22 protein-coding genes, 1 tRNA gene, 1 rRNA gene and 1 riboswitch are annotated in these 20,123 nt (G+C 60.0%); of the genes, 13 read left to right on the plus strand and 11 right to left on the minus strand.

The window, feature by feature from the left end:
* Positions 1–26 precede the first annotated feature (26 nt).
* Positions 27–102, plus strand: a tRNA-Lys gene (locus B5E56_RS04480).
* A gap of 133 nt (positions 103–235) precedes the next feature.
* Positions 236–351, plus strand: a 5S ribosomal RNA gene (gene rrf, locus B5E56_RS04485).
* Between the two features lie 203 nt (positions 352–554).
* On the opposite strand, the gene B5E56_RS04490 is transcribed toward rrf, so the two are convergent.
* The 10 genes from B5E56_RS04490 to B5E56_RS04535 all read right to left on the minus strand — a co-directional run bounded on the left by B5E56_RS04490 (position 555) and on the right by B5E56_RS04535 (position 9,187).
* Positions 555–2,309, minus strand: coding sequence for an NADH-dependent [FeFe] hydrogenase, group A6 (locus B5E56_RS04490; RefSeq protein ID WP_087388825.1), 1,755 nt, complete (start codon positions 2,307–2,309; stop codon positions 555–557).
* 14 nt (positions 2,310–2,323) lie between these two features.
* On the minus strand, positions 2,324–4,126 hold the full coding sequence (locus B5E56_RS04495; protein WP_087388826.1) for an NADH-quinone oxidoreductase subunit NuoF: 1,803 nt from the start codon (positions 4,124–4,126) through the stop codon (positions 2,324–2,326).
* Between the two features lie 14 nt (positions 4,127–4,140).
* Positions 4,141–4,509: a (2Fe-2S) ferredoxin domain-containing protein gene (locus B5E56_RS04500; RefSeq protein WP_087266401.1), complete on the minus strand. Its 369-nt coding sequence runs from the start codon at positions 4,507–4,509 to the stop codon at positions 4,141–4,143.
* Positions 4,506–5,063, minus strand: coding sequence for an ATP-binding protein (locus B5E56_RS04505; protein ID WP_087187468.1), 558 nt, complete (start codon positions 5,061–5,063; stop codon positions 4,506–4,508). Before B5E56_RS04505 ends, B5E56_RS04500 begins: the two co-directional genes overlap by 4 nt.
* A 62-nt stretch (positions 5,064–5,125) precedes the next feature.
* Positions 5,126–5,620: an NADH-quinone oxidoreductase subunit NuoE gene (gene nuoE, locus B5E56_RS04510; RefSeq protein WP_087187457.1), complete on the minus strand. Its 495-nt coding sequence runs from the start codon at positions 5,618–5,620 to the stop codon at positions 5,126–5,128.
* A 289-nt stretch (positions 5,621–5,909) separates the two neighbouring features.
* Positions 5,910–6,620 (minus strand): PHP domain-containing protein, encoded by a 711-nt coding sequence (locus B5E56_RS04515; RefSeq protein ID WP_087266399.1) that lies wholly within the window; start codon positions 6,618–6,620, stop codon positions 5,910–5,912.
* A 32-nt stretch (positions 6,621–6,652) separates the two neighbouring features.
* Positions 6,653–6,985 (minus strand): DRTGG domain-containing protein, encoded by a 333-nt coding sequence (locus tag B5E56_RS04520; RefSeq protein ID WP_242955309.1) that lies wholly within the window; start codon positions 6,983–6,985, stop codon positions 6,653–6,655.
* A 72-nt stretch (positions 6,986–7,057) separates the two neighbouring features.
* Positions 7,058–8,383, minus strand: a complete 1,326-nt coding sequence (locus tag B5E56_RS04525) for a [Fe-Fe] hydrogenase large subunit C-terminal domain-containing protein (protein WP_087388827.1) — start codon at positions 8,381–8,383, stop codon at positions 7,058–7,060.
* A 35-nt stretch (positions 8,384–8,418) separates the two neighbouring features.
* A complete protein-coding gene (locus B5E56_RS04530) occupies positions 8,419–8,844 on the minus strand; it encodes an ATP-binding protein (RefSeq protein ID WP_087187454.1) in 426 nt (141 codons plus the stop codon).
* Positions 8,831–9,187: a DRTGG domain-containing protein gene (locus tag B5E56_RS04535; RefSeq protein ID WP_087187453.1), complete on the minus strand. Its 357-nt coding sequence runs from the start codon at positions 9,185–9,187 to the stop codon at positions 8,831–8,833. The genes B5E56_RS04530 and B5E56_RS04535 overlap by 14 nt, the downstream gene beginning before the upstream one ends.
* Before the next feature lie 266 nt (positions 9,188–9,453).
* Between B5E56_RS04535 and serC the strand changes: the two genes are divergently transcribed.
* The 11 genes from serC (at position 9,454) to B5E56_RS04590 (ending at position 18,623) form a co-directional block, all read left to right on the plus strand.
* Positions 9,454–10,539, plus strand: a complete 1,086-nt coding sequence (gene serC / locus B5E56_RS04540; protein ID WP_087187452.1) for a 3-phosphoserine/phosphohydroxythreonine transaminase — start codon at positions 9,454–9,456, stop codon at positions 10,537–10,539.
* A gap of 17 nt (positions 10,540–10,556) precedes the next feature.
* Entirely contained in the window at positions 10,557–11,726 is a 1,170-nt protein-coding gene (locus B5E56_RS04545) for a phosphoglycerate dehydrogenase (RefSeq protein ID WP_087187451.1), read from the plus strand.
* A gap of 31 nt (positions 11,727–11,757) precedes the next feature.
* Positions 11,758–11,864, plus strand: a riboswitch (TPP riboswitch).
* A 113-nt stretch (positions 11,865–11,977) separates the two neighbouring features.
* Positions 11,978–12,796 carry a bifunctional hydroxymethylpyrimidine kinase/phosphomethylpyrimidine kinase gene (thiD, locus tag B5E56_RS04550; protein WP_087388828.1) on the plus strand — a complete coding sequence of 273 codons (819 nt, stop codon included), beginning with the start codon at positions 11,978–11,980 and terminating at the stop codon, positions 12,794–12,796.
* On the plus strand, positions 12,793–13,305 hold the full coding sequence (thiW, locus tag B5E56_RS04555; protein ID WP_087266393.1) for an energy coupling factor transporter S component ThiW: 513 nt from the start codon (positions 12,793–12,795) through the stop codon (positions 13,303–13,305). The genes thiD and thiW overlap by 4 nt, the downstream gene beginning before the upstream one ends.
* A 5-nt stretch (positions 13,306–13,310) precedes the next feature.
* On the plus strand, positions 13,311–14,147 hold the full coding sequence (gene thiM / locus B5E56_RS04560) for a hydroxyethylthiazole kinase (protein WP_087388829.1): 837 nt from the start codon (positions 13,311–13,313) through the stop codon (positions 14,145–14,147).
* Positions 14,128–14,787: a thiamine phosphate synthase gene (thiE, locus tag B5E56_RS04565; protein ID WP_087388830.1), complete on the plus strand. Its 660-nt coding sequence runs from the start codon at positions 14,128–14,130 to the stop codon at positions 14,785–14,787. The genes thiM and thiE overlap by 20 nt, the downstream gene beginning before the upstream one ends.
* Positions 14,780–15,418, plus strand: a complete 639-nt coding sequence (locus B5E56_RS04570; protein ID WP_087388831.1) for an HAD family hydrolase — start codon at positions 14,780–14,782, stop codon at positions 15,416–15,418. The genes thiE and B5E56_RS04570 overlap by 8 nt, the downstream gene beginning before the upstream one ends.
* Positions 15,415–16,074 carry a thiaminase II gene (gene tenA, locus B5E56_RS04575; RefSeq protein ID WP_087388832.1) on the plus strand — a complete coding sequence of 220 codons (660 nt, stop codon included), beginning with the start codon at positions 15,415–15,417 and terminating at the stop codon, positions 16,072–16,074. The genes B5E56_RS04570 and tenA overlap by 4 nt, the downstream gene beginning before the upstream one ends.
* Entirely contained in the window at positions 16,071–16,832 is a 762-nt protein-coding gene (locus B5E56_RS04580) for an ABC transporter ATP-binding protein (protein WP_087388833.1), read from the plus strand. Before tenA ends, B5E56_RS04580 begins: the two co-directional genes overlap by 4 nt.
* Complete coding sequence (locus B5E56_RS04585) at positions 16,829–17,587, plus strand: ABC transporter permease (protein ID WP_087388834.1); 759 nt, start codon at positions 16,829–16,831, stop codon at positions 17,585–17,587. Before B5E56_RS04580 ends, B5E56_RS04585 begins: the two co-directional genes overlap by 4 nt.
* Positions 17,588–17,612: 25 nt before the next feature.
* Positions 17,613–18,623 (plus strand): ABC transporter substrate-binding protein, encoded by a 1,011-nt coding sequence (locus B5E56_RS04590; RefSeq protein ID WP_087388979.1) that lies wholly within the window; start codon positions 17,613–17,615, stop codon positions 18,621–18,623.
* 42 nt (positions 18,624–18,665) lie between these two features.
* On the opposite strand, the gene B5E56_RS04595 is transcribed toward B5E56_RS04590, so the two are convergent.
* Positions 18,666–20,063 (minus strand): D-alanyl-D-alanine carboxypeptidase family protein, encoded by a 1,398-nt coding sequence (locus B5E56_RS04595; RefSeq protein WP_087388835.1) that lies wholly within the window; start codon positions 20,061–20,063, stop codon positions 18,666–18,668.
* Positions 20,064–20,123 lie beyond the last annotated feature (60 nt).

Raw genomic sequence — 20,123 nt, forward strand, 5'->3', positions numbered from 1 at the left:
CGATTCCCGCACGGGTCACCAAACCTGCGCCTTTAGCTCAGCTGGTAGAGCAACTGACTCTTAATCAGTGGGTCCCCGGTTCGAATCCGTGAAGGCGCACCATTCTCTATGGAGCGTCTACGCGGCGCTCCATAGAGAACCCTTAAAAATTAAGTGCTTATCGTTGAGAAGAACGGTAAGGAGAAGAAAGTTGTTAAAGTTTCTTTTGCTTACTTTTCTTTTCAAAGGAAAGTAAGTTGGTGTTGATTGCGGTGAGGGTCCACCCGTTCCCATCCCGAACACGGAAGTTAAGCTCACCTGCGCCGAAAATACTTGTCTGGAGACGGACCGGGAAGATAGGTAACGCCAACACGAAGAGCGGACAGCGTAAGCTGTCCGCTTTTGCTATGTTTGACTTGCTTTTTGAAGGGCTGGTAGGAAGAGAGGGCCCGGGTTGGTCGATAGGCTTACAGGTTCCTGACAGAAAAGGCCTCGGATAGAGGAAGCAAGCTGCAGAGACACGCAAATGGAAATAGAAAAGGCTCCCGCTATCAGCGGGAGCCTTTTCTATTTCATTATACCCGATAGCGCTTCTGCTTAATGTAGGAGCAGTGGAGCAGGGCGTGGGCCAAGGGGCTGCCGGGCTCGCCCAGATAGCTGTGATAGACGGTCTGAACCACCGGATTCTTGTGGCTGCGGCGGTACTCCATATCCTGATCCTGCTTGTAAAGCGCTGCGGCACGCAGGGCCTTGATATCGGTAAAGTTGCGTACGTCAGCGTGCTGGATGGGCTGTCCGCCGCCGTTGATGCAGCCGCCGGGGCAAGCCATGAATTCCACAAAGTCGTAATGCAGGGTGCCGTCCTTAATACCGTCCAGCACCAGCTTCACGTTGTGAAGGCCGGAGGCCACGCACACACGGACGGTGCGGCCGGGAAGCTCATAGCTGGCCTCCTTGACGCCCTCCATACCGCGGACCTCGTGGTATTCCAGGGGAGCCATACCGTCGCCGGTCAGCTCCTCCACCACAGTGCGGAGAGCAGCCTCCATAACACCTCCAGAGGCGCCGAAGATGGTAGCGGCACCGGTGGAGATGCCCAGCATTTCATCAAACTCACCGTCAGGCAGGTGATCGAAGAGCATTCCGGCCTGGGTGATCATGCGGCCAAGCTCACGGGTGGTGAGAGACACGTCCACCGGCATGCAGCCATTGGGCAGCCGCTGTTCCTCACGGCGGACCTCGTACTTCTTGGCGGTACAGGGCATGACAGATACCACGAAGATATCGTGGGGATCGATGCCTGCCTGCTCGGCGTAGTAGGTCTTGACCAGTGCGCCGAACATCTGCTGGGGAGAGCGGCAGGTGGATACGTTGCGGATCATCTCAGGGGCGTGCTGCTCCATATACCGGATCCAACCGGGGGAGCAGGAGGTGATGAGGGGGAGTACTCCGTCGCCGCGCAGCCGGTGGAGGAACTCGGTGCCCTCTTCCATGATGGTGAAGTCGGCAGCGGTATCCACGTCGAATACCTTGTCAAAGCCCAGACGGCGCAGGGCGGTGACCATCTTGCCCTCCACGTTGGTGCCGATGGGCAGGCCGAAGCACTCGCCCAGGGTGACGCGGATGGAGGGGGCGGGACCCACCACAACGTGCTTGGTGGGATCAGCCAGGGCGGCTAACACCTGAGCAGTGTCGTCCTTCTCAGACAGAGCGCCGGTGGGGCAGGCTACGATGCACTGGCCGCAGGACACGCAGTCCACTTCGTTCAGATCCCGGTCAAAGGCGCAGCCAATGTGAGTGGCAAAGCCACGGTCGTTGGGGCCGATGACGCCCACCTCCTGGGTGGCACGGCACACGGCGGTGCAGCGGCGGCAGAGGACACACTTGGAGTTGTCCCGCACCAGATGAGGGGCAGAATCTTCAATCTGAGGATACATATTGTCGCTGGCGTAACGCACGGCATCAATACCCAGGTCACTGGCCAGCTGGAGCAGTTCACACTGACTGTTACGGGCGCAGGTTAAGCAGTCCATACGGTGATTAGAGAGGATCAGCTCCAGAGTGAGCTGGCGGGATTTACGGACCCGCTCTGTATTAGTATATACCTCCATACCTTCGGCCACGGGATAGACACAGGAGGCAACCAAGCTCTTGGCGCCCTTGACCTCCACCACACAGATGCGGCAGGCACCGATCTCGTTGACATCCTTCAGAAAGCACAGAGAAGGGATGTTGAAGCCCGCAGAACGAGCTGCTTCCAGCACCGTGGTCCCAGCGGGAACGGTGACGGGAATATCGTTGATGCGCAGAGATACCATCTTTTCGTCCATGTCCGTTCCCTCCCTTACTGCTTGCTGATGGCGCCAAAGCGGCAGTGATCCATACAGGCGCCGCACTTGATGCACTTGGACTGGTTGATGATATGGGGGGCCCGCACCGCGCCGGAGATGGCGCCAGTGGGACAGCCCTGGGCACAGCGGGTACAGCCCTTACACTTGGCAGGATCCACCACATACTGGATCAGGGCTTTACATACGCCGGCGGGGCAGCGCTTCTCATAGATGTGGGCCTCGTACTCCTCCCGGAAATGCTTCAGGGTGGAGAGCACCGGGTTGGGGGCGGTCTGGCCCAGGCCGCACAGAGCAGACTGCTTGATGTGGTTGCACAGCTCCTCAATGGTGTCCAGATCCTCCGGCTCGCCGTTGCCCTCGGTGATCTTGGTTAGCAGGCCCAGCAGCCGTTTGGTTCCGATCCGGCAGGGGGCGCACTTGCCGCAGGACTCGTCCACGATGAACTCCAGATAGAACTTGGCGATGTCCACCATGCAGTTGTCCTCATCCATAACGATGAGGCCGCCGGAACCCATCATGGAGCCGATGGAGGCCAGGGATTCGTAGTCGATGGGGGTATCGATGAGGGAGGCGGGGATACAGCCGCCGGAAGGGCCGCCGGTCTGGGCGGCCTTGAACTTCTTGCCGCCGGGTACGCCGCCGCCGATGTCCTCCACCACGGTACGCAGGGTGGTGCCCATGGGGACCTCCACCAGGCCGGTGTTGGTGATCTTGCCGCCCAGAGCAAAGACCTTGGTGCCCTTGCTCTTCTCGGTGCCGATAGCGGCAAAGGCCTCGGCGCCGTGGTTGAAGATCCAGGTGATGTTGGCGTAGGTTTCCACGTTGTTGAGCAGGGTGGGCCGGTCAAACAGACCCTTTACAGCGGGGAAGGGGGGACGGGTCTTGGGCTCGCCCCGGTGACCCTCGATGGAGCGCATGAGAGCAGTCTCCTCGCCGCAGACGAAGGCGCCGGCGCCCAGCCGCAGCTCCAGGTCGAAGTCAAAGCCGGAATCAAAGATATTCTTGCCCAGCAGGCCGTACTCCCTGGCCTGTCCGATGGCGGTCTCCAGCCGCTTGACGGCGATGGGGTACTCGGCCCGGACGTAGATGTAGCCCTGGTGGGCGCCCACGGCGTAGCCGGCGATGGTCATGGCCTCGATGATGGTGTGGGGGTCGCCCTCCAGCACGGAGCGGTCCATAAAGGCGCCGGGGTCGCCCTCGTCAGCGTTACAACAGACGTATTTCACGCCGTCGGGGCTTACTGCGTTGGCGGTGAACTGCCACTTCAGGCCAGTGGGGAAGCCGGCGCCGCCGCGGCCACGGAGGCCGGAGGCCAGCACGGTGTCGATGACCTGCTGGGGCGGGATCTGTTCGGTGAGGATCTTGCCCAGGGCGGCGTAGCCGTCCACGCCGATGTACTCGTCGATGCTCTCCGGGTTGATGACGCCGCAGTTGCGCAGGGCGATGCGCTGCTGGTGCTTATAAAACTGGGTCTCAGTCAGAGAGGTGACGGCCCCCTCCTCGCCGGCGCTCTTGTTGAGCAGGCGCTTGACGATGCGGCCCTTGACGATGTGCTCGGAGACGATCTCCTCCACGTCGTCTACGGTGACGTGGGTATAGCAGGCACCCTCGGGGTAGATGGTGACGATAGGACCCAGGGCGCACAGGCCGAAGCAGCCGGTGCGGACCACTTTGGCCTCTTTTTCCATACCCTGTGCCACAAGCTGCTTTTCAAATTCCTCAATGATCTTCTGGCTGTTAGAGGAGGAGCAACCGGTGCCGGTACAGACCAGAATGTGGGAACGGATAAAACTCATCTCTTCACCCTCCCTTATTCGGCTGCGCCGATGGTGTAGTCTTCCACCACCCGGCCGTTGACCAGATGCTCACTGACAATGGAGGCTACCTTGTCGGGAGTCATCTTCACATAGGTGACCTTTTCCTGACCAGGCACATAGACCTCCACGATGGGCTCCAGACGGCAGACGCCGATGCAGCCGGTCTGGGACACCGTTACATTTTTCAGGTCCCGCTTGTTCACTTCCTCCAGCAAAGCGTTGAGGACAGGGCGGGCGCCGGCGGCAATGCCGCAGGTAGCCATACCCACTACAACGCGGATGCGGTCGTCTCCGGCGTCCCGCAGATCGATCTGGCTGCGCATCCGATCCCGGATGGCCTGCAGTTCTGCAAGTGTTTTCATGCTTTCATCCCCTTATTTTCTCGTAACAGCATTTCTTGTTCCTGGAGATAATCCCTGATCCAGAGGATGACCTCCGGTTCCGCCAGGGAGATCTCAGGGCCCAGCTGAGCCCGCAGCTCTTCTGTGGTCAGCTGGAAACAGTTGTTGTCAATGGTGTGAGTATAGTGCAGCTCCAGCTGGGGCGCGCCCTGGAGCAGGAGGGTGATGGTACCGGCTATGTCGCCTACCGGCGGACAGTCGATATGCGTGGGGCGGAAAAGAGCGGTGACGGTGGTCCCCACGCCCTCCGTACTGTCAATGGTCAGGCTGCCGCCGGTCTGTTCCACCGCCATACGAAGCAACGGGATTCCCAATCCCATCTTTCTGGTGGTGCGGGTGGTGGTGAAGGGATCGCTGACCTGGGCCAGCAGCTCCGGACTCATGCCCTTGCCGTTGTCCACAATGGTGAAGGTAATGGACTCAGGCGTTTCTGACAGAGTAAGCTCTACCAGAGAGGCCTTGGCGGAAATGGAGTTCTGGGCAATATCCAGAATATGCAGCGCAATTTCTTTCACGTTCATTACCTCCGTGGCCTGACCGACACGCTGTGCGGCTGTTCCGCACGTCTCGCGCTTCTTTACTTATACATATCCAGAATGGGGCCTACCTGATCGGGGGTGAGACGGCCGTACACGTCGTTGTTGATCATCATCACCGGGGCCAGACCGCAGGCGCCCACGCAGCGGCAGGAGTCCAGAGAGAACTTGCCGTCGGCGGTGATGGAGCCGGGGACGATGCCCAGTTTCTGCTCCACAGCGTTCAAAATAGCGGCGGCACCCTTGACGTAACAGGCGGTGCCCAGACAGACCGAGATCTGATATTTTCCCTTGGGATTCAGGGTGAACTGAGCATAAAAAGAGGCCACCCCGTACACTTCGGACAGCGGAATCTCCAGACCTTCCGCCACAATGATCTGTACTTCTTCCGGCAGATAGCCGAAGATTTCCTGGGCGGCCTGGAGAACAGGCATAGTAGCGCCTGGCTGTCCCTTGTGCTCGGCGATGACCTTCCGCAGGCGTTCTTCCTGCTCAGGTGTCCCACGGTAGGGGACCACAGTCTTGCAGTTTGGCATAGGTGCGTCCTTCCTTTCTGAAACAATTAGTTTAGTTTTACTTTCAAGGCACTATTATAGCGAAAAAAAGCCGTTTGTAAAGACTTTCCATGGTTAAAAATACAAAACCATATAGTTTAATTTGAAGTATTGCACAAAAAGGGCGGAGGTAAAAAATAGCCCTGTTGTTACATCAGTACTTTTTCTGATGAGGAGAAAATACGGATGGGGCCAACAGGGCAGTAGTTACTTTATGGAAAGTATAGCACATTAAAGTGCTCTTGTAAAGAAAGTTGTCCGGAGGCCAGGTTCAGACCCGGCAGGCCAGACGCTGAATGACGGCCTGAGGGGTACACTCCGGGAGGTCCAGCATATGCTCCGCACCCCACACCTGATCCAGATAGTGGGCGTCGGAATTGGTGAGCAGCAAAAGATCCTTCAGGTCGGGTCTTTGTGCCAGCTCCGGGGGACAGCGGTGGGACAGCTCGGCAGCGGAGAATCCCATGTCCGGGTCCCAAAGACCCAATACCCCCAGCAGGGAGAAGGAGGGGCGGTCGATGTGGGAAGGGAAGGCAGTACCGCCCCAGTGGGATACCAGGCGGGGAACTTCATAGAGGGGAATATCGGTGCTGCCAGCCAGGAAGGCGGTCTCCACACCCAGAATGCCGTCCCCGTCGTCCATCCGCAGCTGTTTGCCAAACCGGTCGGGATTGTTGCGGATCGGAGGGAGGTGCTTGGCGATCTCACTGGAAAAGTCCTCCGCCCGTTCCGGGTCGGGGAAGAGACAGACCACATGGATCTCCTCCTGGGTGCACAGCTCCATGCCGGCCAGGGCGGTGAGGCCGTGAGACTGGGCGGCCCGGCAGAAGGAGGCGCAGTTGCCGCAGCTGTTGTGGTCAGTGAGGGCTACAATCTCCAGCCCGGCCAGGGCACACATAGCGGCCAGATTGGCGGGGGTCATCTCGTCGCTGCCACAGGGCGATAAACAAGAATGTAGATGAAGGTCGTAATAAAACTGCAAAGAGATTTCCCCCCTTTCTGGTTAGACTGGTCTTAGGCCAACAGCTGCCCCAAGCGGCAGGCGGCGGCAAAGGTATCCTGGCCCACCCCCAACAGGTTGACCTCTTTTTCCTGGGCACGGCGGAGCAGATCGGCATCAGGCTGGACGCCTTCCGTGAGAATCACACAGGCTACGTCGGCCATCAGAGCCACGGCGGCCACATTCTGGTTGGACATGATAGTGAGCCAGGCGCAGTCCTGACCGGCACGGCCCATGACCCAGCTGAGCAGGTCGCCTACATAGCCGCCGGTGACTGGTCGCTCCGGCTGAGCCAGGTGGAATACCGTCAGTTCCATGGAATGGATCAATTCCTGTACTGTCATCATCCTATGCCTCCTTTGGTTGGTGAAACAAAAGGGCGCGTTACAGAGAAGCAGTTCTGCAACGCGCCCAATGGTCTACTTGTTCGACGGTTCTGGCTGACAGCGGCGGAAGGGGGGCGGCAGATAGTCGTCCGCCTCGTCCTTGCCTGCCATGGAGCGCATCCGCTCCCGCACCTTGAAGATACAATCCTCCACCGTAGCCCGGCCCAGGATCACATCCTCAGCAAAGGCGTGGCAGGACGGGGCGCCGCAGGACCCGCAGTGGAGCCCAGGCAGGTGGGATTCCAGTTCCTGAATCCGCAGCTGCTTGTTCAGGGCAGCCCCCAGGTCCTGGTCCAGAACAAATGTGGGTAAGTACTGTAATTCCTTGTCCCGCCGGACAATATCCCGCTCCGAGCCCTCGAACCGGAAGCGGTTCCGGGATACGGGCTGGCCTTTCATCAGGCTTTTCAGGCGCATCTTGGCGGCGTAGGGGTTTTCCACCGTGAAGCAGCCCCCCACGCACCCCTGGGTGCAGGCGGACAGCTCCAGAAAATCGGCTTCCGGCAGGCGCCCGTCCTCGATTTCCTCCAGCATCCGGATCACATTGTTGATGCCGTCCACCGCCACACAGCGCTCCCGCAGCCGGGCGGCGCTTTCGCCGCCGCAGGATGCCCAGCCCATTCCGATGATACCGGCGGAGGTCATGGGCTCTACGGTCTCCAGGTGCTTCATGGGACTGAGCAGCCGCAGGTAGATATCCCGGATGGCAAAGGCGCCGTCCAGCACCGGGTGGCTCAGGCCCTCGGACTCCCGGGCGGCCGTTACCTTGGAGGAGCAGGGGACGATGGCAAAGACGCCGATCCGCTCCGGCGGCAAGCCGGTCTCCTTGGCTGCCTCCCGCCGGGCCAGGATGGCTGCCAGCTCCATGGGCAGGATCGTGCAGGCCACATGACCCATCAGCTTGGGAAAGCGCATCCGGATAAGCCGGAGCACCGTGGGGCAGGAGGAGGAGATCAGCGGCGTAACAGAAGCCGGACCTTCACAGATACACTGACGCTCAAAGTCAGAGAGCATCTCGGCGGCCTTGGCTACCTCATATACCTTGTGAAAGCCGATCTTTAAAAGCGCGTTGAGCACAATATCAATGTTGTCCAAATTGTGGAACTGCCCGTAGAGGGCAGGCTCCGGCAGGGCAACGCAGTATTCATACTGGGACAGCACGTCCAAACTGTCGCCCACCGACTTGATGGCCTTGTGGGGACAGATACGAATGCACTCGCCGCAGTCGATGCAGCGGTCGGGCAGGATGGTGGCCTTACGGCCCCGGACGCGGATGGCCTCGGTGGGGCAACCTTTGATGCAGGAGGTACAGCCCCGGCAGCGGCGGCTGTCCAGTACCACGGAATGCTTCATGGCCATGGCACTGCTTTACCTCCCTTCGCCAGAGACATACTTCACTGGGGAATCTTAATCTTGACCGTGACAGTGGTGCCCTTGCCCACCTCGGTGTCAATGGTCATTTCATCAGAATAACGCTTCATATTGGGTAGACCCATACCGGCGCCGAAGCCCAACTCCCGGGCGGTGGAACCGGCGGTGGAGTAGCCCTCCTGCATAGCCTGCTCTACATCGGGAATACCGGGGCCGGAATCGACCATGCGGATCACGATCTGGTCCATCTCCACCTCGACCTCAGCCTGACCGCCGTCGGCGTGGATAACCATATTGATCTCGCCCTCATACATACAGATGGAGGCCCTGCGGATTACATCCTGAGACAGGCCCAGCTTCTTCAGGGTCAACTTCATCTTGCTGGAGGCTTCACCGGCCTCGATGAGGTCGCCGCCCTCCACGGGGTATACCAGTCTAATCGTTTCCATCGCAATTCCCTCGCAATCCATTGTAGTAAAGCAGGCCGCAGGCCTCGTACATCCGCTTGGGACAGGTCATGACCACGATGTCCCGGTCCTCGGCCAGACTGAGGATATCCTTGCCCGGCACCTTGCCCCGGACAAAGACGATGCACTTCATCTCCACCATGTCTGCCGTACGGACCACCTGCGGATTGACCAGACCAGTGAGCAAAAGAGCTTGATTTTTTACAAAAGCAAGCACATCGCTCATGAAATCGCTGCCGCAGGCGGACATGACCTCCCGGTCCAGATGATCCTCGCCGCACAATACAGTGGCATTCAGGATCTGTTTGATGTCGGAAAGCAGCATTGCCTTCTCCCCTTCCGTGGGAAAACTAAACTCTCAGTTCATGGGCATTGTACCACAAAACAACTGGAAGTGCAAAGGGTTCGTTGAAACTTTCACAAAGTTTTTGTAATAGACTGCTTGGTTTTGGTGATTCCACGGTATTGACATTGCAGCAGGTTGATGTCTATAATATGCTTTATCAAGATAAAGCGGTCAACTGTATCGCTGCAGAAATACCGCGATCTTGGAGTTTATTTTGAAATTTGGAATCAAGGAGGCCATCTATCATGGGTAACGAGCGAGTGTACAATTTCTCCGCGGGCCCGTCCATGCTGCCGCTGGAAGTACTGGAGCGCGCCGGATCTGAAATCACCAATTATCAGGGTTCCGGTATGTCAGTCATGGAGATGAGTCACCGTTCCAAGGTGTTTCAGAAGATTTTTGACGACACCCAGGCTAAGTTCCGCAAGCTGATGAACGTGCCTGAGGGATATAAGGTGCTGTTCCTGCAGGGCGGCGCATCTTCCCAGTTCTCCATGGCGCCCCTGAACCTGATCGGTAAAACCGGTAAGGCTGACTACGCTGTCACCGGCAACTTCTCCAACATTGCCTATAAGGAGGCCAAGAAGTACGGCGAGATCAATCTGGCCGCCTCCTCCGCCGACAAGAACCATACTTACATCCCCACCCAGGACCAGCTGAAGCTGGACCCTGAGGCCAGCTATTTCTATTACTGCGCCAACAATACCATCTACGGCACCGAGTGGCAGTATGTCCCCGAGACCAATGGGGTGCCCATCGTGTGCGATATGTCCTCTGACATTCTGTCCCGTCCGGTGGATGTGAGCAAGTACGGCATTATCTTTGCCGGCGCTCAGAAGAACATGGCTCCCGCCGGTCTGACGGTGGTCATCATCAAGGCGGATCTGGCCGGCAACGAGCTGCCCTACACCCCCCTGATGATGAACTATAAGACCATGATCGACAAGGATTCCATGTACAACACCCCGCCCTGCTGGTGCATCTACATCCTGGGCCTGGTGCTGGACTGGCTGGAGTCCAAGGGCGGCATCCCCGGCATGGAGGCCATCAAGCACTCCAAGGCCCAGATGCTGTACGATGTGATCGATAACTCCAAGCTGTTCACCTGCGCTGTGGAGCCTGGCTCCCGGTCCGACATGAACGTGGTGTTCCGCACCGGCAATGACGAGCTGGACGCCAAGTTTGTCAAGGAGAGCGTGGAGGCCGGCTTCACCAACCTGAAGGGTCACCGCTCCGTAGGCGGTATGCGCGCTTCCATTTACAACGCCATGCCCACCGAGGGTGTGGAGAAGCTGTGCGACTTCATCAAGGCCTTTGACAAGAACAACTGACGGGAGGTAATGTCATCATGTTTCGCATCAAAACATTGAATAAAATTTCCCCTGCCGGCCTGTCTGTGCTGGATCAGACCCGCTTCTCCGTCAGCGACGACGTGGAGAATGAGGACGGTATTCTGGTCCGCTCCGCCGATATGCACGAGTATCAGTTCCCCGACTCCCTGCGAGCCATTGCCCGTGCTGGCGCCGGTACCAACAATATCCCCATTGACCGCTGCTCCGAGGCGGGCATCGTGGTGTTCAACACCCCTGGCGCCAACGCCAACGCGGTGAAGGAGCTGGCCCTGTGCGCCCTGTTGCTGGCTTCTCGTAAGATCACCGCCGGTGCTGAGTGGGTCAAGGCCCAGGCTGGTGCTGGAGCCGACGTAGAGAAGGTGGTGGAGAAGGGCAAGAGCCAGTTTGTGGGCCCTGAGATCGCTGGCAAGACCCTGGGCGTCATCGGCCTGGGCGCTATCGGCGTGCAGGTGGCCAACATCGCCACCAAGCTGGGCATGACCGTGTTCGGCTATGATCCCTTCCTCAGCGTGGACGCAGCCCTGTCCCTGTCCCGGATGGTCCACCGTGCCATGGATCTGGAGACCATCTATAAAAACTGCGATTACATCACCCTCCATGTGCCTCAGACCTCTGAGACCAAGGGTATGATCAATGAGGACGCCTTCCATATGATGAAGGGCGGCGTGCGTATTCTCAACCTGGCCCGCGGCGGTCTGGTCAACGACGACGATATGCTGGCGGCTCTGGATTCCGGCAAGGTGGCCGCTTACGTCACCGACTTCCCCAACAACAAGATCCTCCAGGGCAAGAACGTCATTGCCATCCCCCACCTGGGCGCCTCCACCCCCGAGAGCGAGGAGAACTGCGCCGTCATGGCCGCTCAGGAGTTGAAGGATTACCTGGAAAATGGCAACATCAAGAACTCCGTCAACCTGCCCACCCTGGTGCAGGAGTGGAGCGGTGTGGCCCGGCTGTGCATCATTCACCGCAATATCCCCGGCGCCATCGCCAACATCACCGGCCTGCTGTCCCGGGACGGGGTCAACGTGGAGAACATGACCAACAAGTCCAAGAAGGACTATGCCTACACCGTGGTAGATCTGGGCAGCCGCATCAGCGAGGCGGTGGCCGACGAGATCCGCGCCCTGGAGGGCGTGTTCCGCGTCCGGGTGCTCAATCATTAAGGATTGACAAAAAAGGCGAAACAAGTTAAAATCTTGCGTGCAAGGGAGCTTCCGCGAGGAGGCTGAGAGGAGGGGACAGTCCCTCGACCTGACCTGATTTGGGTAATGCCAACGTAGGGACGCAGCACTATTTCCGTGCGGAGTCTCCTCCGTCCGGAGGAGTTTATTTCACGTACAGAGAAGCGGCAGGTCCCAACGGGACCTGCCGCTTTTTTCGTGCCCTTGCCTACTAAGAGAAAGAAGGAACAATCATGAAATGTGTGCTTACCATTGCCGGCAGCGATTCCAGCGGAGGCGCCGGCGTCCAGGCGGATCTCAAAACCATGACCTGCCTGGGGGTGTACGGTATGAGCGCCATCACCGCCCTTACCGCTCAGAATACCACCGGCGTCCGGGATGTGCTGGAGGCAACCCCGGAGTTTGTGGCGGAGCAGTTGGATTGCATTTTTGAGGATATCCGGCCCCAGGCGGTAAAGATCGGCATGGTGTCCTCCGCCCCCATCATCCGGGCTATCGGCGCCAAGCTGCGGCAGTATGGTGCAGAGAATATCGTGGTGGACCCGGTAATGGTATCCACCAGCGGCTCCGCCCTCATGCAGGACAGCGCCCTCACCGCCCTGATGGAGGAGCTTTTCCCTCTGGCAGCCATCATCACGCCCAACATCCCCGAGGCCCAGCGGCTGTGCGGCTTCGCCATTGAGAGCGAGGCGGATATGATGCGGGCCGCTGAGACCATTGGCAAGACCATGCAGGGTGCGGTGCTGGTGAAGGGTGGACACCGGAGCGACAGTGCCGATGATCTGCTGCGGCAGAACGGTCAGGCCCACTGGTTCCGCTCTCCCCGGGTGGACAATCCCAATAACCACGGTTCCGGCTGCACCCTGTCCTCCGCCATCGCCTCCTTCCTGGCCCTGGGTGAGGACCTGCCCGGTGCGGTACAGAAGGCCAAAGCCTACATTACCGCTGCCATGGAGGCCAAGCTGGACCTGGGCCAGGGCAGCGGCCCCCTGTGGCATAACTATGCCGTTCCGGCGGGCGGTGGCTTCCAACAGGGGAGGGGAGAGGTGTGAGACAGCAGACAGCAGTCAAAAAGCTGGCGATCGCCAGCCTGCTTACCGCTGTGGCAGTGGTAGGCAGCCTGGTCTCCTTCCCGGTGCTGGGCTCCCGGTGTTCCCCGGTGCAGCACATGGTCAACATCCTGTGCGCCGTGTTTCTGGGCCCCTGGTATGGTGTGGCGTGTGCCTTTGCTGCCAGTTTCCTGCGTAACCTGCTGGGCTTGGGCACCCTGCTGGCCTTCCCCGGCAGCATGGTGGGGGCGCTGGTGTGCGGCCTGACCTATTGGGGCACCCGTAATCTGGGTGCCACCTGCGTGGGTGAGGTCTTTGGCACCGGCATCCTGGGCGGCCTGGCCGCCTGGCCCATCGCCACCCTGATTTTGGGCCAGAGCGTGGCGGTATACGGCTATATGGGCCCATTCCTGATTTCCACTGTGGGCGGCTCCATCATTGCCGGGGCAGTACTCTTTGCTCTGAAGCGCTCCGGCGGCCTGGACGTCATGCAGACCCTGGTCAGGCGGTGAGAGGCATGGAACGGATGGATTTTGCCGCCATGCTGGCGGCGGTACGGGAAAAAGCCCCTCTGGTCCAGTGTATCACCAATATCGTTACCGTCAACGACTGCGCCAATATTTTGCTGGCGGCGGGGGCCTCGGCCACCATGGCCCACCACCCTCTGGAGGTGGCGGACGCAGTAGCCGGTGTCCAGGCCCTGGTGCTTAACCTAGGGGCCGTGGGGGACCGGGAGGCCATGCTCATCGCTGGAAAAGAGGCCAACCGGCTGGGCGTACCGGTGATCTTCGACCCGGTGGCCGCCGGTTTTACCGGCCTGCGGCGGGAAACCGCCCGCAAATTGCTGGAGGAAGTACAGTTTGCTGTCATCCGGGGCAACGCCTCGGAGATTCGCTCACTTACCGAGGATAAAGAGGGAGGCAGCGGGGTGGATGTAGCCCAGGCTGACGCAGTGACCGAGTCCGGCCTGCCCCAGGCTGCGGAACTGGCCCGTACCCTGTCCAAGCGGACCGGGGCGGCGGTGACCCTCTCCGGGGTGGTGGATGTGATTGCCCAGGGAGAGCGGGTGCTCTTCCTCCGCAACGGCAGCCCCACCATGGCCCGCATCACCGGCAGCGGATGTATGCTGTCTGCCCTCACAGGGGCCTTCTGCGGGGCCAGCCCGGACAAGCCCTTTGAGGCTGCGGCGGCCGCTGCCGCGTCCATTGCCCTGGCAGGCGAGCGGGCGGAGGAACTGCGGCTCAAAAAGGAAACGGGAAACGCTACCTTCCGCATTGATCTCATCGACAGCGTGTTCAACCTGACGGAAGAACAGCTGATACAAGGAGTGCGCTATGAAGTTTACCAAGGATGAAATTCGGCAGGGCATGACCCTCTACGCCGTCACCGACCGGAGCTGGCTGGGGGAGCGTACCCTGGCACAGGTGGTGGAGGAGGTACTGAAGGGGGGCGCAACCTTCCTCCAGCTGAGAGAGAAGGAGCTGGATCAGGCCACTATTCTGGCGGAGGCCAGGGAGATCCAGGCCATCGCTGCCCGGTATCATGTGCCCTTTGTTATCAACGACAGCGTGGACATTGCCTTGGCCTGTGATGCAGACGGGGTCCATGTGGGCCAGGCCGATTTGATGGGCCGGGACGTACGGGCCCTCATCGGTCCGGACAAGATTTTGGGTATCACCGCCAACACCGTGGAGCTGGCGGTGGCGGCCGAGCGGGCCGGGGCCGACTACATCGGCGCTGGAGCGGTGTTTGGTACCACCACCAAGCAGAACGCTAAGAATCTGAGCCTGGACACCCTGAAAGCCATCTGCCAGGCGGTGTCCATCCCGGTGGTGGCCATCGGCGGCATCAACGCCGACAGCCTGCCCCAGCTGACTGGAACCGGGGCTGCGGGAGCCGCCGTGGTGTCCGCCCTTTTTGCCCAGAAGGACCCGGAGAAGGCCGCCCGCCGTCTGCGGGCCCTGGCCGATAAGATGGTGGCCGCCTGTGGATAAGAAATTCTGCATTTTCGATATGGACGGCACCTTGGTGGACTCCATGCCCATCTGGAAGTCCCTGGGCAAGGACTACCTGGAGGCCAGGGGGCACCACCCCACCCAGGCCCAGCTGGCCGCCATGGGGCCCATGACCATGCTGGAGGGGGCTGCCTTTCTGATAGAGACTTTTGGGGTGGAGGGCCCGCCGGAGCGCATCATTGACGAGATGCACGCCGTGATGGAGAACCACTACCGCACCGATATCCCCCTGAAGCCGGGTATTGAGGCCTATCTGAACCGCCTGAAAGGGGAGGGAGCCAAGCTGTGCGTGGCCACCGCCACGGCGGAGCCCCTGGCCATGGCCTGCCTGGAGCGGCTGGGGGTGGCTCACTATTTTGATTTTATCCTCAGCTGTGAGACGGTGGGGAAGGGCAAGACCCAGCCCGACGTCTATCTGGAGGCCGCCCGCCGCCTGGGGAGCACCCCGGCGGATACCGCCGTCTTTGAGGACGCCCTCTACGCCGCCCGCACCGCCAGGGAGGCGGGCTTTTATACCGTGGGCATCCCGGAGGCGGCCTACGCCCAGGACTGGCCCGCCCTGTCCGCCCTGGCGGATGAAACCATTTTGGATTGGAGGAAGGCCCTATGACCGTGACCCAGCGGCTTTATGAAGCGGCAAAGCCCATCTGGCAGGCCTGCCACGACCACCCCTTTGTGAAAGGCATCGGGGACGGCACCCTGGACCGGGAGAAGTTCCGGCACTTTTTGCTTCAGGACTATCTCTACCTCTTTGACTACGCCAAGGTGTTTGCCTGGGGTGTTGTGAAGGCCAGGGACCCGGAATTAATGCGCTTTTTCTCCGCCAACGTGGACGCCATTCTGGGGGGCGAGATGAAGACCCACCGGGCCTATATGTCAAAACTGGGCATCACCGAGGAGCAGGTCTTTCAGGTGAAGCCTGCCTTGCCCAACTTGTCCTATACCAGCTATATGCTGGCGGTGGCCGCCGCCGGCGGCCCGGCGGAGATCGTGGCTTCCATCCTAGCCTGCTCCTGGAGCTACGCCGAGATCGGCGCACGGCTGGCCCAGCTTCCCGGCGCGGCGGACCACCCCTTCTACGGCGAGTGGGTACGGGGCTACTCCAGCGAGGAGTACCAGCACACCAACGACGCTCTTGTGGCCCGGATGGATGCTCTGGCTCAGAATTGCAGCAAGGAGGAGTACCGGCGGCTGGAGGACATCTTCGTGGCGTGCAGCCGGTACGAGCTTGGCTTCTGGGAGATGTCGTGGAGGCTGGAACAGTGAGCGCGCTGGAATTCCGTCAGGTGTCCTATCAGTATCCCTCCGAGGACTTCGATATCATCGACCGGCTGTCCTTTCAGGTGGAGCCGGGGTCCTTCCACTGCGTTCTGGGTGTAAGCGGCTGTGGTAAAAGTACCATCTTTCGCATGACCAACGGCCTGCTCCAGCCCAAGGGCGGGGAGATCCTGGTGGATGGGCAGCCCATTGGGGGGCGGAAGCGGTATTGTGGCTATATGCCTCAGAAGGATTTGCTTTTCCCCTGGCGTACCGTGGGGGAGAATGTGGCCCTGCCCCTGGAGATTGCCGGTGGCTTGTCCAAGGCCCAGCGGCGGCAGAAGGCTCAGGAGGCCCTGGCCGATGTAGGGCTGGAGGGTTGCTGCGACAAGATGCCCCACGAGCTGTCCGGCGGGATGCGGCAGCGGGCTGCCTTTGCCCGCACCATGCTGACGGGCAGCGACCTGCTGCTGCTGGACGAGCCCTTCTCCGCCCTGGACTTCCTTACCCGCATCTCCATGCAGGAGTGGCTGCTGGACCAGTGGCAGCGGCACAAAAAGACCATCCTCTTTATCACCCACGACGTGGAGGAGGCGGTGTTCCTCTCCTCCAGCGTGCTGGTAGTGGAATCCACCCCCATCCATACCCTGACCGAGATCCCGGTGCCCGCCGCTTTTCCCCGGGACCGGTCCTGTCTCAAGAATCCGGAGATGGTGGAATTGAAGGAGCGGCTGATCACGCTGCTGAGAAAGCAGGTGAGCGTATGAAGAAAGCCTGCAAAGCCAATCTGCCCGCCCTCATTTTCCTGCTGGCCCTGCTGATGATTTGGCAGGCGGGGGCCATGTGTATGAATGCCTCTTACATCCTGCCCACCCCCCTTGAGATCCTCCAGCGGCTGTGGGAGCTGCGGGAGCCCCTCTTCACCGTCCATCTGCCCGCCACCATGGCGGTGACCGCCATCGGCCTGGCCATTTCCCTGGTGCTGGGGCTGGCCCTGGCGGTGGCCATGGATGCCAGCGGCATGGTGCGGCGGATGCTCTATCCCGTGGTGGTAGTGTCCCAGACCATTCCCACCACCGCCATTGCGCCGTTGTTTGTGCTGTGGTTCGGCTACGGCATCTGGAGCAAGGTGCTGGTGACGGTGCTCATCACCTTTTTCCCCATCACCATTACGGTGTACGACGGTCTGCGTTCGGCCAAGACAGAAATGGCGGAGCTGCTCCAGACCTACGGCGCTACCCGCCGGGAGATCTTCTGGAAGATCAAGGCCCCCTGCGCGCTGCCCTACTTTTTCTCGGCCATCAAAATGGCGGTGCCCATGAGCATCATCGGTGCGGCCATCGGCGAGTGGCTGGGGGCTCAGAGCGGTCTGGGCTACTTCTCCCGCCGGATGATGACCCAGCTGGACGGGGCGGGTGTGTTCGCCCCCATTGTACTGCTGTCGGCCACCGCCATGATCGCGGTGGGTATTGTGGCCCTGCTGGAACGAAAGTTTGTCCGCTGGAGGGGCGAATCCTCCTAATCACAAAGAGAAAGGAAAGATGGATATGAAACGAATTGCAATCCTTGCCCTGGTTGGGGCGCTCCTCCTGGCCGGCTGTTCCACCCCCACCGACGGCGGTCAGGAAACCGGGGGCCAGGACGACCTGCGGGAAATCAGCGTGGTGCTGGACTGGTATCCCAACGCCCTCCATGCCTTCCTCTATGACGCCATTGAGAAGGGCTACTTCGAGGAGGAGGGACTGAAGGTCAACATCCAGTTCCCCTCCAACGCCAACGACGCCATTTCCCTGGTGGCCGCCGGCCAGGCGGAGATCGGCCTGTACTACCAGCAGGACGTAATCATTGCCCGGGCCAATCAGGACGTGCCGGTGAAGTCCATCGGCGCGGTGGTTCAGGGTCCCCTGAATATCGTCCTCTCCCTGAAGGACAAGAACATCACCTCCCCGGAGGATCTGGTGGGCAAGACCATCGGCTACGCGGGCACCGAGCTGTCCGAGGCCCTGATCCACTCCATCATGGCCTATGTGGGGGCTGACTCCAGTGACGTGACCCTCATCGACGTGGGATTTGACCTGATGAGCTCCATGACCACCGGTAATGTGGATGCCACCATCGGCTGCCTGGTCAACCATGAGGTGCCCCAGCTGGAGGAGGAGGGGTTCGAGGTCAACTACTTTGATCTGGACGACTACGGCGTGCCCACCTACTATGAGGGTGTGTTCCTGGCCAGCGATACTATGATCGAAGAGGAGCCCGAGGTGCTCCAGGGCTTCCTGCGGGCCTGCCAGAAGGGCTTTGAGGATATGCAGGCCGACCCGGACGGTGTGCTCCAGATCCTGCTGGACAACCAGAATGAGGAGAACTTCCCCCTGTCCAAGACGGTGGAGCAGAAGAGCATGGAAACCCTGCTGCCCATGATGGAGACGGCGGATGCCCCCTTCCTGACCCAGAGCGCGGAGTGCTGGCAGGAAAACGTGGATTGGCTGCTCAGCGAGGGCCTGATCGACCAGGCTCCGGCCATGGACGAGCTGTATGTGGATCTGCTGAGTGAGTAACAAAAAGATCGCCTGCTGCACAAGCAGCAGGCGATCTTTTTGTTATCTTCTTCTGCGGCGTCCGCTGTAGTGAGAGCCGCCGCTATAGGAGTAGCCGCCCCGGCGTCCGCCCCGCCGGCCCCGGAAGAAGAGACGGCGGATGATGAGGTATACGATAAAGACCAGCAGGATCACCAGAATGATCTTTACCCACAGCTGGGAGAAAAAGCGCTGGATGCGGTCCAGATTGTAGAGCAGGGGATCGGCATCAACGGCAATGCTGGCTACCAGGGGGAGGGAGCCGTATTCCTTGCCGTTGAAGGTGGCGGTGATGGTGCCCAGCACCTGGCCTTTTTCTACAGGAGCCTCCACGGTATTGGCGTTCAGAGTGTAGTCATACTTGAAATCCTCAGTGGAGATGTCATTGGGCAGCAGTGCGGTGATCTCACCCTGGGGTTCCAGGGTCACATAGTTGGTGCCCTTGCCCAGGGTGACCTCCACCTCGGGAATATCCCGCTTGGTGGCATCCAGAATGGTCTGGGTGGAGAAGTTATTGAAGCCCCATTCAAACAGCCGGATGGTTTCGGAGAAGTCGGTGCGGCCCTTGCTGCCGGTGGAGCCCGGCTCCCGCTCGCAGCCCATAACCACCGAGATCAGGCTCCGGTCCTCCTTGGTGGCGGCAGCAGCCAGGCAGTAGCCCGATTCGTTGGTGTGGCCGGTCTTGATGCCGGTGGCGTAGGAGTAGAGGTAACCGGTCACGTTCCAGTTGGAGATCAGGGCGTTGGTGGAGTGAACGGTGCGGACCTCAGGATGGATGTTGGTGGCGGGCATATCGTAGCTCTTGGTGGTGACAATGGTACGGAAGGTCTCGCGCTTCATGGCCTCCTGACACATGAGGAAGACGTCGTAGGCAGAGGTGTAGTGGTTGTCATCGTGGTAGCCGTGGGTGTTGGCGAAATGGGTGTCCGTCATGCCCAGCTCGGCTGCCCGCTGATTCATCAGCTCCACAAAGCTGTCCACGTCGCCGGCCACCGCTTCGGCCATCACATTACAGGCCTCGTTGGCGGAGGGGATCAGGGCGGCGTACAGCAGGTCGATGATCCGGATCTCCTCACCCTCCTTGATGTCGGCGGTAGAGGCGCCAGCGCCGATGCCGGTGTGGATGCTGGCACTGGCGGTGACGGTCTGGTCCAGGGAGAGCTTGCCCTCATCCACCGCCTCCAGGGTGAGCAGGCAGGTCATCACCTTGGTGATGGAGGCGGGATACATCTTCTCGTGGGCGTTTTTCTCGTAGAGGACCTCATTGGTATTGGGGTCCACCAAAACGGCAGCTTTGGCGTTGACATCCATCTCGTCCAGAATGGCGCTGCCGCTGCTGGCGGAGGCGAAGGCGAAGGTGGTAAGTAGTCCGGTGATCAGGACCAGGGAAAGAAACAGGGAGAGCAGTCTTGATTTTTTCATAGGAAACTCCATTTGTGTATGATATAATAAGGTCAAAGTTTTCTTATCCATTATAGCAAA

It is taken from the genome of Flavonifractor sp. An112, assembly GCF_002161085.1.
Classification (GTDB): domain Bacteria; phylum Bacillota; class Clostridia; order Oscillospirales; family Oscillospiraceae; genus Flavonifractor; species Flavonifractor avicola.